Origin of the sequence: Niallia oryzisoli, from assembly GCF_036670025.1 — a bacterium.
Classification (GTDB): domain Bacteria; phylum Bacillota; class Bacilli; order Bacillales; family Cytobacillaceae; genus Bacillus_BD; species Bacillus_BD oryzisoli.
The window spans coordinates 5,517,203-5,534,324 of sequence record NZ_CP137640.1; the positions used below are offsets into that span (position 1 = coordinate 5,517,203).

Genomic DNA, 17,122 nt, shown 5'->3' on the forward strand with positions numbered 1-17,122 from the left:
TTATTGCTCCTTCATTTTGAATCCCTAAACCCTCATTATTGTTTCTTTTAGATTGCTAATGAGAAAACTTAAATAATAATCTTGAAGTTCTATAGATGATTTTCGAATATCAAATCCGCTTTTTTGGATATACTCAACTGTATTCTTTCTTTCATGAGTGTTGTCCAAAACCTTCTTTGCCCATGCCTCTGGTGAACTTTTTAGATTTTCATACTGTATTAATCCAGCCCCAATATCAACTTCCGTCGTAATAACATCAGAGATGATACAAGGTAAACCAGCTGCTTGTGCTTCTACTAAGGTTACTGGTAATCCTTCATGTAGGGAAGGAAACAACATAACATCACATGCTTGAAGGAGCTGGTGGACATCACTTCTGACACCTAAAAAAAAGACTTTATCAACCAACCCTAACTCACTGACTTTTCTTTGAATTTCATCCTGCAGAGGACCTTCCCCTACTAATAAAAGATCAGAATAAGGATTCTTTTTTGCAATCTCAGAATAGATATCAATTAGAAAGGAATGGTTTTTCTGATGATTAAATCTTCCTACATGGCCAACAATAAAACTCTCCTCAGGAAGATTTAGCTCTTTTCTTTTCTGCTTTCTAGTTGTTTGTGAGTAGGACAATTTATCACATTCAATTCCATTTTTTAAAATCATTGCCTTACTTGCTTGGTATGAAAACAACCATTTTGCAGCAGAAGTTGAACAGGCTAATAAATGTGTTGCAGAAGCTGCAATATATTTTCCAGCATAGGATTTATATGCTCTAGCTACCGTTCCACCTTCACTACTCGTATTATGACTATGGGCAATCCTAATTTGTATCCCTGCTTTTTTAGCAGCATGGAGTACAAATCCACTCATTTTGTCCATATGTGAATGAACAATATAATAATCCTTGTTTTCTTCAAAAAATTTGTTTAATTCTTTTCTATAACGAAAGTGCCCAATATCAGAAATATAAGGAATCCTATATATCTTTCCTCCTAATTCCCTGATTTCCTCATCAAACACACCCGGCTTACATGTTAAAAAGTCAAACTGCACTTTAGAGCGGTCAATATTGCGGTATAAATTCATAAGAAGTGTTTCAGCACCGCCTCTATTCATATTGACAACAACATGCAATACTCTTAACGGATTATCCACTTCACATCCTCCCTATCTTATATATACGCCTCATAAATATGGCTCTTTTCCTCTAATATCTTATTTGTACTGTATGTCGATTGGATCATTTTTCGACCATTCGAACCTAACATCTTTTTCAATTCTATATCTTTAGCAATTAATTTCATTTTCTTCGCAAACCCTTCAGCATCATGCGGAGGAATAATCCAACCGTTTTTATGATTAACTATCAACTCCCGATGCCCCCTGTTATCCGTAGCAATAACAGGCAACCCGCAGGCCATTGCCTCCATCACATTCACCGGAAGCCCTTCACGAAGACTCGAAGCAACGGCAAGATCAGACATTTTCAATAGATTCTCAATATCATTTCTAAAACCAAGGAAATCGACCATTTTTTCAATCTCCAGTCGTTCCGCTTGTTTTTGACATTCCTCTAGTAAGGGGCCTTTACCAGCTAGTAATAATTTGGCATTTGGAACGTTATCCTTAATCCTCGCAAGAGATTCCAGCAGTAACTGCTGATTCTTATTTTGATTAAATTCCGCTGCATAAAAAAGCAAAAACTCATTCTCACTGTACCCATATTGCAGACGCAGCTGGTTTCTTTGCTCTTCTCCTATCGGTTTGAACCGCTCGGTATCAACCCCGACACCATGAACATGTTCAATTTTCACTGCGGGAAGTCGTTCTTTGGCCAGTTGATAATCTTCCGAATTAATCGTGATCAGACAGTCCGTAAAACGAGCAAGAGTCTTTTCAATTGGATAATAGAGAAGCCAATTGGCTGCAGGTGCTCCTTTACAAAAATGAAATCCGTGGGCTGTATAGATTACCTTCGTACCAGACTTTCTTGCTGCCCTTGATGCTAGGCGGGCTAGGACTCCTCCCATCGGTGTATGACAGTGTATGATTTGATATTGATGCTCATCAATTATTTTTTTCAGCTGTTGATAGGCTAGTAGATTCTTACCTTTAAACGGCGACCGTTCAATCGGAATATTGAACTTTTTATCCGTAAAAGGGAGGTCCATGTCACCAAATGCAGCAACATGGACCTCCCATCCCTGGTCTTTAAACCATTTCATATATGGCAAATGAAAACTGCTGAAATGATAGTCAACAGTCGCACATAACAATACTCTTTTCTGCATTTGGCTCATTCCATTCACCCTATTTGATGAATTCCTTTTCCACGATAGTAGAAAGATAGTTTAATAGATTTTCTCGCAAATCTTCTCTCTGCAGAGCAAATTCAAGTGTCGTCTGGATAAAGCCAAATTTCTCACCAACGTCATAACGGGTTCCTTCAAAATCATATGCATATACAGCTTCATGTTCATTTAAAGCGGCAATGGCATCGGTTAATTGAATTTCACCGCCTGCTCCTGGCTTTTGAGAACCTAATATATCAAATATACGCGGGTTTAGAATATAACGCCCCATAATGGCCAAATTGGATGGCGCATCCTCTTTCTTTGGCTTTTCAACCAGATTCCTAACACTGTGAAAACGATCGCCAATTTTATACCCGTCCACAATTCCATAACGGGAAACTTCTTCTTCATTAACCGTTTGAACACCAAGAACGGACGCATTGTATCGTTCATATTGTTCAATCATTTGCTTCAAGCACGGCTTATCAGCTTGAACAATATCGTCTCCCAATAGAACCGCAAACGGCTCATTTCCAATAAACTTTCGTGCACACCAAATGGCATGTCCTAGCCCTTTCGGTTCCTTCTGGCGAATATAATGAATATCCACCATCTTTGAGGATTTTTGCACTTCATCAAGTAATTGAAATTTCCCTTTTTCAAAGAGATTTTGCTCTAATTCAAATGAATGGTCAAAGTGATCTTCGATCGAACGTTTCCCTTTTCCGGTAACTATAATGATGTCTTCGATTCCAGATTCAATTGCTTCTTCTACAATATATTGAATCGTTGGTTTATCAACGATTGGCAGCATTTCCTTTGGCATAGCCTTTGTCGCCGGCAAAAATCGTGTACCGAGTCCGGCTGCTGGAATAATGGCTTTTCTTACTTTCTTCATTTAAACACTTCCTTTATCTTTATAGCGACAGTACTTTCTCTGATGGTTTTGAAGCCTGCTGATTTGCAAGGTTAAGTAATTTATTTCTTAAAGCTTTTCGATCTAACACTGCATAGGTAGAAATAATTTCATTAATTTCTTCTATATACAATTCAGACGTTTTGCCAATGTAAATCTTCGGAAAGACCTGCTTGTCATTCACTTCATCTTTATTCAATAGTTCCTCAAACAGCTTTTCTCCCGGTCGGATACCGGAGAATTCAATGCCGATTTCCTCTATTGAATTTCCTGACAGCTTGATTAGATTTTTAGCTAGATCGACTATTTTTACAGGCTCGCCCATATCAAGGACAAAAATCTCTCCGCCTCGCGCAAGTGCTCCAGCTTGAATCACAAGCCTTGAAGCCTCCGGAATGGTCATAAAATATCGCACCATATCCGGATGTGTTACCGTTACCGGCCCACCATTTTGAATTTGCTTTTTAAAAAGCGGGATCACGCTGCCCCTGCTTCCGAGTACGTTTCCGAAGCGGACTGCAACAAATTTGGTAGAGCTTGTCCTATCCATATGCTGAATAATCATTTCAGCGAGTCTTTTCGTTGCCCCCATTACACTGGTCGGATTAACAGCTTTGTCTGTTGAAATCATCACAAACGTGCCAACCCCGCTCCAGCTGGCGGACCGGGCAACATTCATTGTGCCGATGATATTGTTTTTTACCGCTTCCTCAGGACTACGTTCCATTAATGGAACATGCTTATGGGCAGCGGCGTGATACACTACATCAGGATGATACGTATCCATAACCAAGGTCATTTTGTCGTAATCCTGCAGGTCGGCAATCTCGGTAATAAATTCAATATTTGTGTCCCGGTATTTCTCTTTTAATTCCATTTCTATGGTATAGATGCTGTTTTCTCCATGACCAAGAAGAATTAATTTACTTGGGTGGAATTGTGTAATTTGCCGACAAATTTCCGAGCCGATTGAGCCTCCCGCACCTGTAACCAGAACCACTTTATCGGTGACATAATCGGAAATCCCTTCACTATCAAGCTTTACTTGTTCCCGTCCAAGTAAATCCTCTACTTGGACATCACGAAACTGGCTTACAGAAATTTTTCCTGTTACAATATCCTCAAGCATCGGCAAGATTTGAGTCTTGGCCGTTGTTTTAGCACATTCTTGAAAAATTTGATTGAGTTCCTTCTTTTTTAAAGATGGGATCGCAATAATGATATTCTCAATATTCAATTCCTCAACCTTTTCCTTAATACTAGGAACCTGGCCTACCACTGGAATCCCTAATATATCAAGGTTTTGTTTTCTCGAATCATCATCAATAAAGCCTACAGGGATAATATCTACTTCTTTATTTTGTAATAACTGCCTTGCAATCATCGTTCCCGCTGCACCTGCACCAATTATTAGCGTTCGTTTTTTATTTTCTGATTTGCTAATAAATGTGTCCCTTGTGACTCGCCAGCAAAAACGCGATCCTCCAATTAATAACATATGTAATGACCACGTGACCGCTAGCAGTCGGAAGAAAACCTCCCCTGCGATTAACTGCTGTACAATGGCTGCCGCGAGAATAGATAGAGTGACAACCTTGAATATGATCACTAATTCACCAATACTGGCATATTCCCATGCTTTGTTATATAAATGGTATCGGAATGAGAAAAAATGATGACTAATAATAATTGCTAAAGAACTTGCGATAACCGGCATCGTGATAACATCAAAAGTAGCATTTACTAAAAAACGGCTGAAAAAGATAACCGTAAATACAATACATGAATCGATAAATATAAATAATGACAGCCTTTTTCGATAACTCATGTTCTCTCTCCTTTTTACTCACTCCAATTTTAGATTTCGCCTCTGAATCGCATAATCAATTAATCTTCTGATCTCTTCCAGCTGCTCTTTCGTCGCATCCTGTTTGATATATCTAACGGCTTTTTTAATAGACTTTGGATAATGATCTAAATTTTTCATGATTAAAACTCCCTTCAATGGTGTTAAAGTAAAGTGCTTAAGGATATGTACTTTTTGAAAGAACACATCCTTAAGCACTTTAATCATAATATTTAGGGCATCTAACCCCTCCTCACATCATACTCTTGACGACGAACGTCTAAGGTTTCTTTCAACCCACAGCATGACCGAGTGCCTCCATTGATAACGGCAAGGAGACATCACCGTTAGTTCGAAATTATTCTTTATAACGAACAAAATAAACAAAAAAATTTGTTACATCTCATTTAAAATAACTCCTGATACGTCTCCTTTAGCAAATTCCAATGCTTTTTTCGCCTCTGCTGCGTCCTCAATTTGGGTATTGCCTTGGGACAGAACTAACAGCACGCCGTCACATTGACTGGCAAATAGCTTTGTATCTGTTAGGTCCAAAACTGGAGCAGAATCGATTATCACAATGTCGTATACTTGAGCGGCTTTTTGCAGCAGTTCTTTCATTGCTTGTGAAGCAAGTAATTCTGCCGGGTTATTCGTAAAAGTTCCACTTGATAATATATCCAATTTCCCTATTTCCGTATTTGTAACAGCTTCTTCAAATTGGGTATTCCCTGTTAGAACTTCTGTTAATCCTCCTGAATTAGGAAGTTTAAAGATTAAGTGTACGGCTGGTCTTCGTAAATTAGCATCGATTAAAAGAACTTTTTCGTCCTGCTGTGCCATCGATACAGCCAGATTAGCAGCGGTCGTTGACTTCCCTTCACCCGATTTAGGTGATGTTATCAGGATCACGGTATGTTTTTTCCCCTCTGTTACAAAATGAACATTGGTCCTAATCGTTCTGAATTCCTCACTAATTTTAGATTCAGGAAAAGTGTAGGTAATTAAATTCCGTTTCCTAGTCCTTTTTAACAGCTTAACCAATTACTCTCACCCCTTGAGCTCTGCTTCTTTTTTGCTGCGGTTCTTCTTTTTCAAGTTCTTTTTATTCATTTTTGATATTGTACCCAATACCGGAACTCCCAAGAATTCATCGACATCATCCTTGGACTTTACTGATTCATCTAATGATTCAAGGAAAAATACAAGTCCAACTCCAGCCACTACACCGAATACTAAACCAATCATGATCATTTTACTTCGATTGTCGTTGATTGGATATGGAACACTCTTCGCTTCCGAAAGAAGTTGAACATCATTAAAGTCTACGATGTTAGGGATTTCTGCTTGAAAGACTTTTGCTGTCGTATTGGCAATTTTAGCAGCCATCTCTGGGTCGGCATATGTCACGCCGATACTTACCACCTTTGATTCGTTAATACTCTGTGCGGTAATCTGCCCAGCTAACGCCTCAGGTGTTGTTTGCAGTTTAAGCTCTTTGACCACTTTTTCCATAATCGTCGGATCCTTCATGATGACTAATAGCGTCTTTTGTTCCTCTGAATCAGCATTAATGATGATTCTTGCTGAGGATTGATACAAAAGTGTAGTTGAAGCAGTACTATAAACGAATCCAATGATGGTGAAAAGAACAGTTAATACAACGACTATCCAATATCGTCTTTTGATTACCTCAAATAATTCCTTTAAATTAATTTCCTTCGCCTTTGACTTTTCCATTATTTGGTTAGTATTGATTTGCCTGTTCATTGAATCACCTTTTGTTGGTATTGAATTATTGAATTTTAATAGTTTTTTTACTATTAATCTTTTGTTCTTTGAAAAGAACGTATAATGTAAAAAAAATGCAACTATCTAATCGCAACTTTTTTACTATGTTTCTCATGTACAAAATACCTAATATTTTGTCATATATAGTAATATAATAGTTCTTTATACAGAACATGTCAATCTATTTTTGAACATTGCAATATTAACTGTTTACTAATAAAGCTTCTGACTGCTTGCCTAATAGCAGGCTAAACAACCCATTGCTGTCCAATGCTAATTGATGAAAAGAGCCATTTTGAACCACTCTGCCTTTATCCAATACAATGACCTGGTCTGCATTTCGTATTGTCGATAAACGATGGGCAATGACAATAATCGTCATTTTCCCCTTAAGCTGCTCAATCGCCTCCTGAATTTTTCTTTCGTTTTCCGTATCAAGTGCGCTTGTTGCTTCATCCAAGACAAGAATCGACGGCTTACGTAAAATGGCACGGGCAAGTACGATACGCTGTCTTTCTCCACCAGATAGTCTGATCCCTCGGTCGCCGATAAGTGTATCGAGACCATTAGGGAGTTTTTTTACGAATTCCGCAGCAGATGCAAATTCGAGTGCTCCCCATACCTCCTCATCGCTAGCATTTGGTTCGATCATCAGTAAATTATCTCGCACTGTTGCATTAAACAAAAAAGGGTCCTGTGGGACATAACTAATCGATCTTCTTAACGAGAATATATTTTCATTTGTTAGTCGTTTTCCGTCTACTAGTACTTCTCCGTCTTCAGGTTGATTTAACCCCATTAGTAAATCGATTAAAGTACTTTTTCCTGCACCGGAAGGACCTACAAATGCAGTCATGTGATTAGACGGAATTTGTACATTGATATCCTTTAGTGCATAAAAGGAATTGTGTTGATTGTAGCGAAAAGACACATTTTTACATTGTAACCCATATTTGATTTGAATAGATTCAAAATTTTTAAAACTTTCCTCACTTAACTCCTTTGCTTCCAAACATTCATTTTGCAAGTTTAGTAGAGCATGAAAGGAAGGGATTAATGATCCCAATTGTTCTAAGTTCGACTGAATTCCACTGACTTTTGGCCATATCCTAGAAAATATGATAATAACTAACATTAATTGGGCTGTCTGCGCTTGAAACATTTTTATGGAGAAGAATACAAATCCTGCAATTAAAAAAGCAGAAACTATTTTATTTATTAATTTTGAGAATGAATTCAATCTAATCAATTCAATTACGTTTTGCTCCATTTTCATGCTTAGGGACTGGATCCAATCCAAATGAATGAGCTCTAACGAATTACTTTTAATATCCTTAATCCCATTAAAATGATCTGTTATACCTGCTAAATAAGCCTTTGATAATTCCACATTTTGATTTCCAATTTCACTTGATTTGCGAATAAATGTTTTAGAAAAGAATATAAGTGCCAGTCCAAATAGGAGAACAGCTATAGTCATTTTTGCTGAAAGCCAAAATGCTAAACCAATTTGTATGAAAGTAAAGACAAGAGATGTCATAAACTGAAGAAACATATACGTTCCACCAGCGACACGTGATAATTCTGTTGTCATAGAATTAATGATATCGGTTTTCCTCTTTTTTAAAAAAAATCCCCAGTTTGCTTGAATCAAATTCTTATATGTTTCATCTCGTAAATGCCGAATAAAACTTTGTTGAATCTTACCGTTTAATATGATTTGATAACGTTGAAAAAGAGCATGACAAATCATGAGTATTACATAGAGACCCAAAATGAATGACAAACTGAGATTTTCAGGGATTCCATTGAATAGATGATTAATCGCTGATAACGGTGAATCGTCTTCTAAGCGAACATCCATCATACCCGAAAAGCTTAGCAAAGGAACCAAAAGAAAAATTCCAACACCCTCAAATAGACTAATTAATACCATTCCAAAGAGGTTAAAGTATAAAGTTTTTCCTGCAAAAGTATGAATTCTCTTTATAAAATACAAAATACTTCTCATTCCACTTCCTCCTATGACAACGCACGCTTTATACTTTTTCGCCAGGCCCAAAGGAAGGGTCTTAATGGAAAATATAAAAATTGCAGGTTTTTTGGTAATGGCAATACTTCCGTATCTTCAGGATAGGGATATAAAAAACTCATAATAAAGAAAAACCTTTGGCGCTTAGACATTAAGGAAAACAAATGACGTTTATGATACATAGCCACATTCTCGGGAACAGGATCTGTATGTAAATTCACCATTTCTTCCAAATAAAATATTGCCGCTTGGGCTAAACGCTCAGACTGATTTACTGATAATAATTGATTCGTTTCTGCAACTATAGGGGTCTTTAGCAGCTGTGATGCTAAAATAAGTGCCTGACCGCCAACATGAGGATACTGATACTTCATTAATAGTTGATAGAGTTTTGACCAATCAAGTTCTTGTTGCACAATCTGATGAATATCTACTAACCAACGCAGACGTGACCATCCATGTCTGGCACCATGTGTAACTAGATATAAAAACAAATCCTCTTTTCCTAAAAAATAAACAGGTGAACTCGTTAAAGAACTGACTCTTTTTCGTTCCCAAAGATCATGAAAGGCAGGCTCCTGTGAAGGACCCGGATTAAGTCTCCAATGAACTTCAAGCTTTACTTTCCTTTGAGGATGAAAAAAAGTAATATGATGATGCCTCCACTTCCAATCGTTTAATACCTTTGAAAAATAATCATCCTTCACATAACCAAGTTTTATGAGAAGGTCTTCCGCCAGATCTAAGTCATGAAGCGGGATAAGAAAATCTAAATCACTTGAAGTACGAAGAGAAATATCCCCATATAAATCGTATGCAATAACCGGTCCCTTTAAAAAAATGGTCCGAATCCCATTCTCGAGAAATAATCGGCTTACCTGCTCCATTTCTCCGCTTAAAGCAAGCATTTGAAACGTATTTATTTTATATTTTTGTTGCAGCTTATTTCTAACATCTTCTGGTATTAAGATTGGATCCATTTGCTTTATTTTTTGATAAACAACCGAATATACACGATGATGCATCGCTAATTCCAGAAATTTATCCCAATCAATATCTGCAAACCATTCTTTTTCCATCCCTTTTAGATCATCAACGGTTTTACAATTCATAATTTCTAGCTGCAATTTCAGTTCTCTCGGTACTTTATCTAAGTTAAGACTATAGCCGTTAGCCATCCTATTCACCTTCAACATTATTTTTGCCGATTCTTTTAGCAAATTTACTAACGACAGTAAACCTCTCCATTACCTCTGCGCCAGTAATATAAAAAGGACCGCTCCGAAGCCAGGCATGTGCGATCAACTTCCCTTGTTCATCTTTGGCAGTTCCTAAATAGAGAGTACTTTCTATTTGACGTCTCTCCAGCATTTTCATAGCAGCTATTGCTTTTACAAGGCATTGGCTTTCCCAAAAGGTGTAGCGGCTCATGATATGGATAGCTTCTGAAATCTTTCTTACTACGACTCTATTAGATTCGTTAACATTTATGGGTGTTTCATTCATAAAAACCCCTAATGTAGGAGCTACTTTAGAAAATGGAACAGCTTTTAGAATACGGGCCCATGCCAAATAAAAAAAAGCCTCTATTAACATACTTTTTGTCTTTTTATCCAAAGCAAAAAAAGTATTCATCTTCTTAAGCACTTTCATATGATTTTTCCCTACTTTTTTATGTTCTTACACAAGTTCAATTAATTTCTCCTCCAACAGTTGCTCTAAAAAGGAAAATACTTGCTGCTCACATTCGGCTTTTTCAACATCATATATATTTATTAATGAAATTACCAATTGATTAATGGTAATTGACTCGGCCATAAGATCCCAAATATTCCCTCCCACATCACCAAAATTATAATATTTTCCGCTCTCTACACTTAACATTACTTTTTCCTCACCCATATTACTCACAATATTCCCCTTAACTTGTCTAACAGATTGTTGAAGGGAAAGAGATTTACTTTTAATCATCTATTCTTCTCCTTTATTTATGGTAGTTAGTATTTTAGAAACTAGCTGTGATGCGCTGAAGCCTGAATTCGGACGCTGCAATTGATACATATCTATTTGCTTTAAAATTTTAGCTGAAGTTTGAAAGTGCCAATCCATTAATCCTGATCTTTGAATAAAGAAATTACGATAAGTATGATAGTAAAATGTATAAAACCGTTTAAGGTTTTCAATTGTGCGAATGGAAATATCCTCTGAGTCTGTTTTTACAAGTTCAACAACGCCTGCTAAGGGTAAAGGATCCGTGATGAAATTAGAGGAAACGGGTACACAAAATTTGTTTTCTCTTCCTAATAAAGATTTATAGTCGTCTGTTTTTATTCCAAAACTGTTTAGACTATCCCGCCATAATTTTTGCTGAGGATAGGAAGGTGTTACATAGGGAATGTCATCTTTTAAAGAAACAGCGATTACATCATCCGTTAAAAGACGAAATCCTCTTTCTATAAAAGCTAAAGCAAGGGTCGATTTGCCTGCACCTGAATCCCCAACAATCGCATAGGCTTTCCCATTAATAGCAATGGCACTACCGTGTAATGGCAATACTTTTCTCTGCATTAATACTGCTCCCATGCATGTCCCTAAGATGATAATTCCTGCAGTATCTTCATCGTATTCTTTTAAAGGTGAAACAGATATTCTTTTCCCATCTTGAACTGCAAAAATAGCAATATCCCAGAATTTATACATCATTAAATTTTCTTGAATGACAAAAACATTGTCTTTTTCTACTAACTCAATCCACTTCTTTGTTAAATCTTTTTTTGTTATGACAATGTCTATATTAGAATCTACTTCTAAACCTAACTGAGGTAATTGTGGTAGAGGAATTTCACTCATTATAGAAAAGCCAAATGCTTTATAAATATTTGTATTATCAACTTTTATCATTTATTTCACTCCACATTTACCTTTGATTCAAATAGCCCTATTTTTGGTAAAGGGCTATTTGATCATTTGGTAAATAAAATTAGCTCATCTGTGCTTCTGACATTGTGCCATCACCATTGTCATGAAGATTAGACAAGTGTTCAGTCCATGCTCCATCATGACTTGTTCCTTTTAGATTCCACATTGTCTTGTTAATATCCAAAACTTCTAATGTTGGTTTTTGCCATGCTTTTTTCATCGTCTCACCTCCTTTCAAAGAAATTTATTAATAAGATAACGATATAGAATGATGCTTCTTATTAATATTTTATAATCTTCATTTGTAATATTCTCTCGAATAGGACCTTCTTTACTTCTGGCTAAGGCAGAAGTAATTTCATAGCCATTAATGTATTCTAATATCCTATTATCTTCACTAAGTTGGTTAACCTCATCTATAAATTTGTCCCAATGCGGAACCATACGATGAATCCAGTCAGCTGCCTGAATCCCTCGAACTTTTTGATTCAATCTAATTTCATCAGGCAGTATGTTCTCGGTAGATCTACGGATGAGCGCACGATCAATCCCATTCATAACATATTGTTCATCAGGGACAGTGAAACAAAAACGAACCACTCTTAAGTCATTAGTAGGATCACGCTTCCAAATCTTATACTTTAGTGATAACTTTGAATAAAGCGTGTTACTTGCGTTAGTAGGAAAAACATTCTCATATGTCCATCTTCTTTGCTCGTTTAAATCTGTTGCAGACACCCATCCAGATTGATCTATTCCATTGTGCTTGAGTTTTTCAAATACCCCTGTTCTTTGAGCAAAATCTTCATTAATCATTTTTGGAAATGTTTCAATTTGTTCACCAGAAACCAATCTATCGATAAATGGAAATGCAATCCTCGTGAGTATAGGGAGATTCCGTAATCTTGCACCGCCAGCCTTTCTGCTATACTGATTTAATTCATGCAATAGTCGGAACCATTTTAGTTTTTTTAAAAGATTGGCATAATAGTAAAGAGCATTTCCCCACGAAATTGATGCATTACCAAAATCCCCATTAAGCAAAACCCCTATATTTTCAACAGATGCTTCCTCAAATGTTCCTTTTAGCCAAAAAGAGTTTTCGATAAACTTATAAGGCATTTCATTTACATCAAGCATTTCATCTATTTCTGTATATGAACTGACCCCTTCAAAATCACAATAATGATCGGCTATTCCCCCAACGTATTCTACCGTCTTTTTAATAAAGGGCCTTTCATCAGGCATTAACCGTTTGGAAGTAAAATCAACAAAATCCTTCGGAGGTATATAACTATACGTATGTAATTGTTTGTTTTCCTTTTTCAATTCTTTAGCAGCAAAGCCAACAACTGCACCAGAATCTAAACCGCCGCTTAAGTGCGAACCCACATTTCGGAATGTTCGTAACTTGGAGTTAACTGACTTCTGAAAAACCTCCTGGAACGCCTCTACATACTCTTCGTCATTCTTTAGTTTTAATTTCTTTTCAGTATAAAAATGACCATATCTGCTAGTATTTAAATTATTTTTTGTTATTGTTACTGAATGAAATGGCTGTACTTGATGGATGTTAAGATATGGAGTCATCTGGGCATCTACTGTATCGATCATTCCTGTAATAGCTAGAAATTCAGCAAGCCACTCTTCATTTAATTTCTTTTCAATATATGGCAAGGTTAACAAAGGCTCGATTGTTGTACAAAAAGCAAACCGTTGATGATCTCTATAATAATAAAGAGTTCGGTACCCTGATGGATCCCGTCCGCCTACCAACTTCTGCTCCCTCTCATCCCAAATCATAAAAGCAAAATCCCCAACCAAATACTTCGGAGCCTCTTCCCCCCATTTATAGTAAGCAAGCAGAATCAACTGACTATCTGGCATCGTCTTCCTTTTATCCCTGCTGACTTGAAGCATTTCAAATAGTTCCTCACGATTATCGATGATGGCATCGGCTGTGATTGTGCACTGTCTTTCAGAGTCATAGAATGGCAGAGGTTCACCGATGGATTCAGGTGTGATCCATTGAGCATGACATCCGAAGAAAGCATGACCGTTCCTCCAGACCCGAATATCGTCTGCAGGAAATTTTTCTAACGTTTGCATCATGCTACTAGTTTCTTCTATTGATATAGACTCTTTGTTGAAGTTAATTATTCCTGCAATCGCGCTCATTGGTTCCTCCATATTTTGACATGCTATGACTCTAATCGATGTTTTTTATGTAATTATTCTTAAATCTAGTTGACTTTTTATATTCAAAACTTCAAAATAAGACATATATTAAATATCAAACATTTTGTTCTCTATAAAGAACATAAATCATATATCTAAAATAACAGAGCTTTTTACCACTGTCAACATAATCTTACAAAAAGTTCAGACTTTTTTACCGATCTTTTAGTCATAGAAGTCAAATCTATCATTTGCTGCGGATTCCTTTTTCAGCTTTTATGATTAAAAAAGACCTAGGAAAACCGCAAAAAACCCGTTAACAATAAATGTTTACGAGTTTTTTAAAGGTACATGCTTCTTAACTACTACTCTATTGAAATAACAGACAGTTTGTCACATTAACCTGGATGATGCAGCCTCTATAAAGTTAGAAATCAAACTTCTGCACAAACTGACAGCCTTCACATGCCCTGCCAATTTGTTTACCGGTCACTGGATCCGTATAGTAGACTTCATCATATCCACAAATCTCACATTCCATCGCATGCAATATTTTTCTTGCCCCTAGCAACGCGTTCAAAAGATACTCAAAATCCATTTCCTTCACCTCTTCGAACCGTTTTCTTTTACTCTATCAAAGATGAATTACGAAGGAAGACGAAACTTGTATGTGCCATTTAAAAAATTAACTACAGCATATTTATCTGAATCTACAATATTTTTATCAAAACTAGTTGTTCTTGGAATTGAGTTGCAGCGGATGATCTATTTTTACAACGACTATAATTCAATTATGATGGTTCTTTTTATAAAAAATCCAAAAGACGTCCAATTAAAATAACCCTATAGCACAACTATCGCTACAAAGCTTCATCTAAAATCAAACTTCAACTAACTCCCGCTCAACCAGCGACACCTCAGGCTCAACCTTACTCAACTTATGCATCGCAATATAACCGCAGTGCGAGCACATCGTGATGGCCGCTGTCATATGGGGGGCCGTTTATTATTTTTATATCATCAAATTCAAGTGGTTCAGGATGCAGTGTGATGTGAGCAAAGCCGTCTTATCCCTCAAATGATCTGTGCTTGCAGCGCGGGCATGGTTCGAATGCACCTAATTTTCCTAATCCGGCGTAGATACTCTCTTTCACTTGCTATTCCTCCTTCACATATGTTACGAATATTTTATCATATTGAAAAATTCTATATTTAATAAAATGGAGATTGTTGCGAAAATAGACATAACATTTTGATAGGATAGAGTGTTACAGTGAGAATACTAACGAAAAGGAGCTGCTATTTATGAATATGAATGCAACGGATCAAGTCCGCTTAACTGGAAAAACAGCCATTATTACAGGGGCCAACAGTGGAATTGGGCTTGAAGCAGCGAAGGATCTTGCCCTTAGGGGTGCTCGGGTGATTATGGCCGTGAGAAACGAAGCAAAGGGTGCAGCCGCAAGAGAAATAATTTTACAGGAGCAACCTCAAGCAAATGTGGAGATTAGGCGGATTGACTTGGCAGACCTCGCGAGTATTCGGACGTTCGCTGAAAAGATCAAAAGTGAGTTGAATTCCCTCGACCTGCTAATCAATAATGCAGGAGTGATGATGCCGCCTCATTCCAAAACAAAGGATGGCTTTGAATTGCAATTCGGCAGTAACCATCTCGGCCATTTTGCCTTAACGGGTCAGCTGCTTCCTTTGCTTAAAAATACACCTGGTTCACGCGTGGTTACAATCAGCAGTCTCGCCCACAAAGGGGCAAAGATACTTTTCGACAACCTAGATGGATCAAAGGGGTATAAGAAGTTTCAATTTTACGGACAAAGCAAGCTGGCGAATCTAATGTTTGCTAAGGAATTGGATAAACGATTGAAAGAGAACCGCCTGGAGGCCATCAGCCTTGCCTGCCATCCCGGCATTTCTTCCACCAATCTGTTCAAGTTTGGAAAAAAAGATGCGCCAAACTTTTTGAAAAGCTTTGCCGGTAGGTTATTGCAGCCAGCTTCAATGGGTGCACTCCCAACCATCTATGCAGCAACCTCTCCATCATTAAAAGGCGGCGAATACATAGGACCAGACGGCAAAAGCCGCCGCAAAGGATACCCTGCTCTAGACACTCCTCATCCAGTTGCAAATGATGAGGATGTTATAAAGAACTTGTGGGAGGTTTCGGAGAAGTTAACTGGGGTTGTATTTGATTTTTCATAGGAAGCAAAGGGACGGTTCTCTTGCTTCCAAAAGGATGAATGCTAGTTTTCAATTTTACAAGTGGATTGATTTTCATTCATAAAAAAACCGCCAGCCTATGTCAAGTACGATCCCTGTACCCACATAGACTGGCGTTTTTTTAAACTTTATCAAGAAAATGACCCCAACAGAACTGCCTCTCAATTAATATCTATCTTCACTCATTGAATAATAGTTTTCGATTAAGTGATAAGCCGCATTTGTAATCGCTTCTGGCAAACTAGCACCGGTTCCGACCGTATCATCAAATTGCACCTCTGAAACCCCGTCAGTATGATACAATATGGATATACAACAGAATATTTTTTATAGCTACAAAAAAGTGATTTTTCAAACAAAATAGCAAAAGAACCGCCCCTCTGCTTCCGAGACAGTTCTTTTGCTCTTTAGTTTATTTCGTTTTGTTTGATAGCCTGATATTTGGTGATATACTCGTCGAGGGTTTGGCTTAATGCGATGGTTTTCATGCTAGCAAGTCCTTCTTGCATGCCAGCTTTGATCATTTTTTCCCGAATTGCATCAATCGCGTTGATTAGGTCATTTTTTTCATCATGAATGGACTTAACTAACATGAACACTGGCCCCTTTTAAGATTATAGTAAAAGCTTCTCTAATATATATATATGTATATCTGAATAATCTATTCTTTCGTTTCTACTAAATTATCATAAAATAGCTTCGAATGAAGGCGAATCTTGTATGCAAAAGAAATAAAAATCACAACATTTACTGTAACATATCTACAAAATTCTTCAATTTTCGTCATAAGCATCGTAATTATGTTGGTAAATCCATTCAAAAACTACCAAAAATGTCACCAAAAGTGTCAGACACAAAAAAAAGACAAATGGGTCACATTTGTCTTTTTACGATGCCTGACACCTGGT

The 17,122-nt window shown here is 37.1% G+C and carries 17 protein-coding genes; 1 reads left to right on the plus strand and 16 read right to left on the minus strand.

The genetic code is table 11. From position 1 onward, the window contains the following. Window positions 1–24: 24 nt before the first annotated feature. The 15 genes from R4Z09_RS27485 to R4Z09_RS27555 all read right to left on the minus strand — a co-directional run bounded on the left by R4Z09_RS27485 (window position 25) and on the right by R4Z09_RS27555 (window position 14,577). Window positions 25–1,158 carry a glycosyltransferase family 1 protein gene (locus tag R4Z09_RS27485; RefSeq protein WP_338449846.1) on the minus strand — a complete coding sequence of 378 codons (1,134 nt, stop codon included), beginning with the start codon at window positions 1,156–1,158 and terminating at the stop codon, window positions 25–27. A gap of 17 nt (window positions 1,159–1,175) precedes the next feature. Next, window positions 1,176–2,294 carry a glycosyltransferase family 4 protein gene (locus tag R4Z09_RS27490; RefSeq protein ID WP_338453370.1) on the minus strand — a complete coding sequence of 373 codons (1,119 nt, stop codon included), beginning with the start codon at window positions 2,292–2,294 and terminating at the stop codon, window positions 1,176–1,178. A gap of 19 nt (window positions 2,295–2,313) precedes the next feature. Beyond that, a complete protein-coding gene (gene galU / locus R4Z09_RS27495) occupies window positions 2,314–3,195 on the minus strand; it encodes a UTP--glucose-1-phosphate uridylyltransferase GalU (protein WP_338449847.1) in 882 nt (293 codons plus the stop codon). A gap of 19 nt (window positions 3,196–3,214) precedes the next feature. Next, a complete protein-coding gene (locus tag R4Z09_RS27500; protein WP_338449848.1) occupies window positions 3,215–5,041 on the minus strand; it encodes a nucleoside-diphosphate sugar epimerase/dehydratase in 1,827 nt (608 codons plus the stop codon). An 18-nt stretch (window positions 5,042–5,059) separates the two neighbouring features. Further along, a complete protein-coding gene (locus R4Z09_RS27505) occupies window positions 5,060–5,200 on the minus strand; it encodes a hypothetical protein (RefSeq protein ID WP_338449849.1) in 141 nt (46 codons plus the stop codon). 255 nt (window positions 5,201–5,455) lie between these two features. Further along, window positions 5,456–6,103, minus strand: coding sequence for a CpsD/CapB family tyrosine-protein kinase (locus R4Z09_RS27510; protein ID WP_338449850.1), 648 nt, complete (start codon window positions 6,101–6,103; stop codon window positions 5,456–5,458). Window positions 6,104–6,109: 6 nt separating this feature from the next. Then, complete coding sequence (locus R4Z09_RS27515) at window positions 6,110–6,829, minus strand: YveK family protein (protein WP_338449851.1); 720 nt, start codon at window positions 6,827–6,829, stop codon at window positions 6,110–6,112. 223 nt (window positions 6,830–7,052) lie between these two features. After that, complete coding sequence (locus tag R4Z09_RS27520; RefSeq protein ID WP_338449852.1) at window positions 7,053–8,861, minus strand: ABC transporter ATP-binding protein; 1,809 nt, start codon at window positions 8,859–8,861, stop codon at window positions 7,053–7,055. Between the two features lie 11 nt (window positions 8,862–8,872). Further along, window positions 8,873–10,060: a nucleotidyltransferase family protein gene (locus R4Z09_RS27525; RefSeq protein ID WP_338449853.1), complete on the minus strand. Its 1,188-nt coding sequence runs from the start codon at window positions 10,058–10,060 to the stop codon at window positions 8,873–8,875. A gap of 1 nt (window position 10,061) precedes the next feature. Further along, the gene (locus tag R4Z09_RS27530; RefSeq protein WP_338449854.1) at window positions 10,062–10,535 is read right to left on the minus strand and encodes a lasso peptide biosynthesis B2 protein; all 474 of its coding nucleotides are present in this window, start codon (window positions 10,533–10,535) and stop codon (window positions 10,062–10,064) included. A 27-nt stretch (window positions 10,536–10,562) separates the two neighbouring features. Further along, window positions 10,563–10,853 carry a lasso peptide biosynthesis PqqD family chaperone gene (locus R4Z09_RS27535; RefSeq protein ID WP_338449855.1) on the minus strand — a complete coding sequence of 97 codons (291 nt, stop codon included), beginning with the start codon at window positions 10,851–10,853 and terminating at the stop codon, window positions 10,563–10,565. Beyond that, window positions 10,854–11,783 carry an aldolase gene (locus R4Z09_RS27540; RefSeq protein ID WP_338449856.1) on the minus strand — a complete coding sequence of 310 codons (930 nt, stop codon included), beginning with the start codon at window positions 11,781–11,783 and terminating at the stop codon, window positions 10,854–10,856. A 79-nt stretch (window positions 11,784–11,862) separates the two neighbouring features. Then, window positions 11,863–12,021 (minus strand): paeninodin family lasso peptide, encoded by a 159-nt coding sequence (locus R4Z09_RS27545; protein WP_338449857.1) that lies wholly within the window; start codon window positions 12,019–12,021, stop codon window positions 11,863–11,865. A 14-nt stretch (window positions 12,022–12,035) separates the two neighbouring features. Next, a complete protein-coding gene (locus R4Z09_RS27550) occupies window positions 12,036–13,979 on the minus strand; it encodes an asparagine synthase-related protein (protein WP_338449858.1) in 1,944 nt (647 codons plus the stop codon). A gap of 427 nt (window positions 13,980–14,406) precedes the next feature. Beyond that, window positions 14,407–14,577 (minus strand): acyltransferase, encoded by a 171-nt coding sequence (locus R4Z09_RS27555; RefSeq protein WP_338449859.1) that lies wholly within the window; start codon window positions 14,575–14,577, stop codon window positions 14,407–14,409. Window positions 14,578–15,284: 707 nt separating this feature from the next. Between R4Z09_RS27555 and R4Z09_RS27560 the strand changes: the two genes are divergently transcribed. After that, entirely contained in the window at window positions 15,285–16,196 is a 912-nt protein-coding gene (locus R4Z09_RS27560) for an oxidoreductase (RefSeq protein WP_338449860.1), read from the plus strand. A gap of 425 nt (window positions 16,197–16,621) precedes the next feature. On the opposite strand, the gene R4Z09_RS27565 is transcribed toward R4Z09_RS27560, so the two are convergent. Continuing rightward, the gene (locus R4Z09_RS27565; RefSeq protein WP_338449861.1) at window positions 16,622–16,807 is read right to left on the minus strand and encodes an aspartyl-phosphate phosphatase Spo0E family protein; all 186 of its coding nucleotides are present in this window, start codon (window positions 16,805–16,807) and stop codon (window positions 16,622–16,624) included. Window positions 16,808–17,122 lie beyond the last annotated feature (315 nt).